Below are 3,452 nucleotides of genomic sequence, written 5' to 3'. Positions count from 1 at the left end.
TTCGACAATGAATATGATTTAGCCCTTGCTGTAATGGACGGCATGGAATCACGGAGTGAACAAGGGGGATATACGTTAGAGCGTTTTAGGTTTAAATCATCCTAGCTACTTATGCTGTACGAGCAAATGATCGTCAAAGAAAATATGTACAAGTCCTTTCTGAAGCACGAGTGGGGACTTGATTCAGGCAAAATGTCTGCATGAATCTTATCCGTAGTGCCACATTCGGGATGAGAAGTTAATGCTGGGCGATCGCACTCTCTTAAGCGAGGGGCGGCAATGGTGGTCAACCAGGTTAGGTAGTATGGGATAGCCTTGCTAAAATACGCTCTTGCGTCGCATCCCTCCAGTTGAACCATGACCACCACTACTGACTTCCTTAGCCACCTCAACCCCTCCCAGCGCCGCGCTGTTGAGCATTTCTGCGGGCCTTTGCTGGTTGTTGCCGGTGCTGGTTCCGGCAAAACGAGGGCGCTAACTTATCGAATTGCCAATCTCATTTTGAAGCACCGGGTCGATCCGGAAAATATCCTGGCGGTGACTTTTACCAACAAAGCCGCACGGGAGATGAAGCAGCGGATGGAAAAGCTGTTTGCCGAACAGCTTGCTGAAAAAGAATATGGGAAGCCGCTGACAGCGTTACCAGCGGATGAACAGACGAGATTGCGATCGCGCGTTTACAAAATTTACATCAAAGACTTGTGGATTGGGACTTTCCACAGTCTCTTCTCTCGTATTCTTAGATACGATATCGAGAAATATCAAGACGAAAGAGGACGCAAGTGGAGCCGCAATTTTTCAATATTTGATGAATCCGACGCTCAAAGTTTGGTGAAAGAGATTGTCACCAAACAAATGAACCTGGATGAGAAAAAGTTTGAGCCGCGTTCGGTTCGTTATGCCATCAGCAACGCCAAGAATCAGGGATTTTCCCCCAAAGAATTTGAGGCGGAACAGGCGAACTATCGCGGACGGGTAATCTCGGAAGTTTACAGCAAATACCAAGATAGACTGGCAGAAAATAACGCGCTTGACTTCGATGATCTAATTGCGATTCCGGTAAAGCTATTTCAACAAAACGAGCAAGTCTTGGGTTACTGGCATCGAAAATTTGGTCACATTTTGGTAGATGAATATCAAGATACAAACCGGATTCAGTACGATCTGATTCGCCTGCTGACGACGAATGGAGAAACTAGAAAGAATGAGTGGGATTGGAAAAATCGCTCGGTTTTTGTTGTCGGTGATGCGGATCAATCTATTTACTCTTTCCGCATGGCAGATTTCACTATCTTGCTAGAATTTCAAGAAAATTTTGGGGATGGTTTGCCGGATGACGATACGCGAACGATGGTAAAGCTGGAGGAAAATTATCGCTCTAGGGAAAATATTCTCCAAGCGGCAAATAAACTCATTGAAAATAATACTCAGCGGATTGATAAAATTCTCAAAGCGACACGCGGGGCAGGCGAACAAATTTTTTGTCACAAAGCCGACAACGAGATTACAGAAGCTGAGTTCGTCGTGCATCAAATTCGCAACCTGAAACATAAAGATCCAGAGTTAGACTGGGGGAGTTTTGCTATTCTCTACCGCACGAATGCTCAATCTCGTGCTTTTGAAGAGTGCTTGGTGCGTGCGGGTGTTCCCTACAACATTGTTGGGGGTTTAAAATTTTACGACCGCAAAGAAATTAAAGATGCGATCGCGTATCTGCGGCTCATTGTGAATCCAGCGGATGCGCTGAGTTTGTCGCGAATCATTAATACTCCACGGCGCGGTATTGGCAAAGCGACCTTGGATGCGATCGCCGGTGTCGCCCAAGAATTAGGCGTATCGATGTGGGAAATCCTCAAAGACGAAACCTCTGTGAAGACTTTAGCTGGACGGGCGGCGAAGTCTATCAACAGCTTTGTGCAGATGATTTGCCACTGGCAGCTACAATTGGACACGCTGCCAGCTTCGGAAATCGTGCAGGGAGTGATGCAAGATTCTGGTTATATTCAGGATTTGAAAAATCAAGGCACCGACGAATCGCAAAACCGATTGGAAAACGTCCTCGAACTCAAAAACGCTGTCCTGCAATTTGAGGAAGAAAACGAAGATTCAAGCTTAGAGGGTTTTCTCGCAAGTGCTTCCCTATCTTCTGATTTGGATGATGTGAAAGAAGAGCGATCGCGCTTGTCGCTGATGACGTTGCACTCTGCCAAAGGACTAGAATTTCCAGTCGTCTTTTTAGTAGGAATGGAGCAAGGATTGCTTCCTCATACTCGGACTCTCAACGATCCGGCGCAGCTGGAAGAAGAACGCCGCCTCTGTTATGTGGGCATCACCCGCGCTCAAGAACGACTCTATCTCACCCATGCCCGCGAACGTCGCCTCTGGGGTTCCCGCGAACCAGCCATTCATTCTCAGTTTCTCAAGGAGTTACCCGCAGATTTGCTGAGTAGTAATTTACCCAAGGCAACTGCTAATAGTCGCGCTGGTATGGCGTCAACATCTCCGAGACAAATATCCAATGGTGCCAGCAATCTAGGGCAGAATTGGAGCGTGAGCGATCGCGTCCTCCACAAAGCGTTTGGTGTCGGTCAAATTACGAACATTTTCGGGCAAGGAAGCAAAATTACTCTCGCTGTGAGATTTCCTGGCATCGGTATAAAAATCATCGATCCTAAGATTGCTCAACTGCAACGAGCGGAATAAACAGTCAGGAGAGCTGATTCATTCAAAACTCAAAACAATTGATTGAGTCGTGAGTAAAATCGCCCCAAAGGAATACCACTCGAAAACTGGAGATGTTGTTACAGTCCGGAGTGCCTTGATTGAGGATGCAAAAGCTCTCGTCGATCTTCAATTTTCAGTCGCTCAGGAAGGCAAGTATATGGTGACTGAGGCTGAGGAATTTAACTTAACCAAATCGGAGGAAAAAGAAACAATTGAACAGCATTCTCAGCAACCAGGGCAGCTTTACTTGGTAGCTGAGATTAACAACACAGTTGTCGGATTTGTTGAGTTTGAGAACGGAAACCGAAGACGCACCTCTCATAGTGGGATACTCTCCATTTTTGTTGGCAGAGAATGGAGAGGAAAAGGCATCGGCTCGTTTTTGCTGCAAGAACTGCTTGATTGGGCAGCTAATGAGCCGCTGATAGAAAAAGTGACTCTAGCAGTATTCTCTACAAATCGCAGCGCGATCGCTCTTTACAAAAAATTTGGCTTTGAAGAAGAAGGAAGATGTCCTAAAAATATGAAATTAGCAATAGGTAAGTATATCGATAGTGTATTGATGTACAAATTTGTAAAAAAAATGTAGAGACGCAATATATCACGTCTCTACATAATAGACCTCCTGCATGAATCAGTGAGTATGTGCCAGTTCGTAGTTCAACAGTCCCGCAATCAAGTTGAAGCGTAAGCCAAACCGCTTTCTACGATTGCGATAGCGTCCCGAA

Annotated in this window: 2 protein-coding genes and 2 pseudogenes; 3 read left to right on the top strand and 1 reads right to left on the bottom strand. The window is 45.8% G+C overall.

Going from position 1 to position 3,452, the window contains the following annotated elements; all coding sequences use genetic code 11:
• Positions 1-105 precede the first annotated feature (105 nt).
• From NDA06_RS26380 to NDA06_RS26370, 3 genes and pseudogenes are all read left to right on the top strand, one after another.
• Positions 106-204: pseudogene (locus tag NDA06_RS26380) on the top strand (NblA-related protein); the annotation flags it as partial.
• A gap of 153 nt (positions 205-357) precedes the next feature.
• Entirely contained in the window at positions 358-2,703 is a 2,346-nt protein-coding gene (pcrA, locus tag NDA06_RS26375; RefSeq protein WP_190987249.1) for a DNA helicase PcrA, read from the top strand.
• A 49-nt stretch (positions 2,704-2,752) separates the two neighbouring features.
• Positions 2,753-3,313 carry a GNAT family N-acetyltransferase gene (locus tag NDA06_RS26370; protein WP_199324248.1) on the top strand — a complete coding sequence of 187 codons (561 nt, stop codon included), beginning with the start codon at positions 2,753-2,755 and terminating at the stop codon, positions 3,311-3,313.
• Positions 3,314-3,358: 45 nt separating this feature from the next.
• Here NDA06_RS26370 and NDA06_RS26365 read toward each other — a convergent pair.
• Positions 3,359-3,452: pseudogene (locus NDA06_RS26365) on the bottom strand (IS5/IS1182 family transposase); the annotation flags it as partial.

Source organism: Trichocoleus sp. ST-U1, from assembly GCF_039961835.1.
Classification (GTDB): Bacteria; Cyanobacteriota; Cyanobacteriia; order Cyanobacteriales; family FACHB-T130; genus FACHB-T130.
Note: the sequence above shows the minus strand (reverse complement) of the source record. Positions and strands in the feature narration are given on the sequence as shown.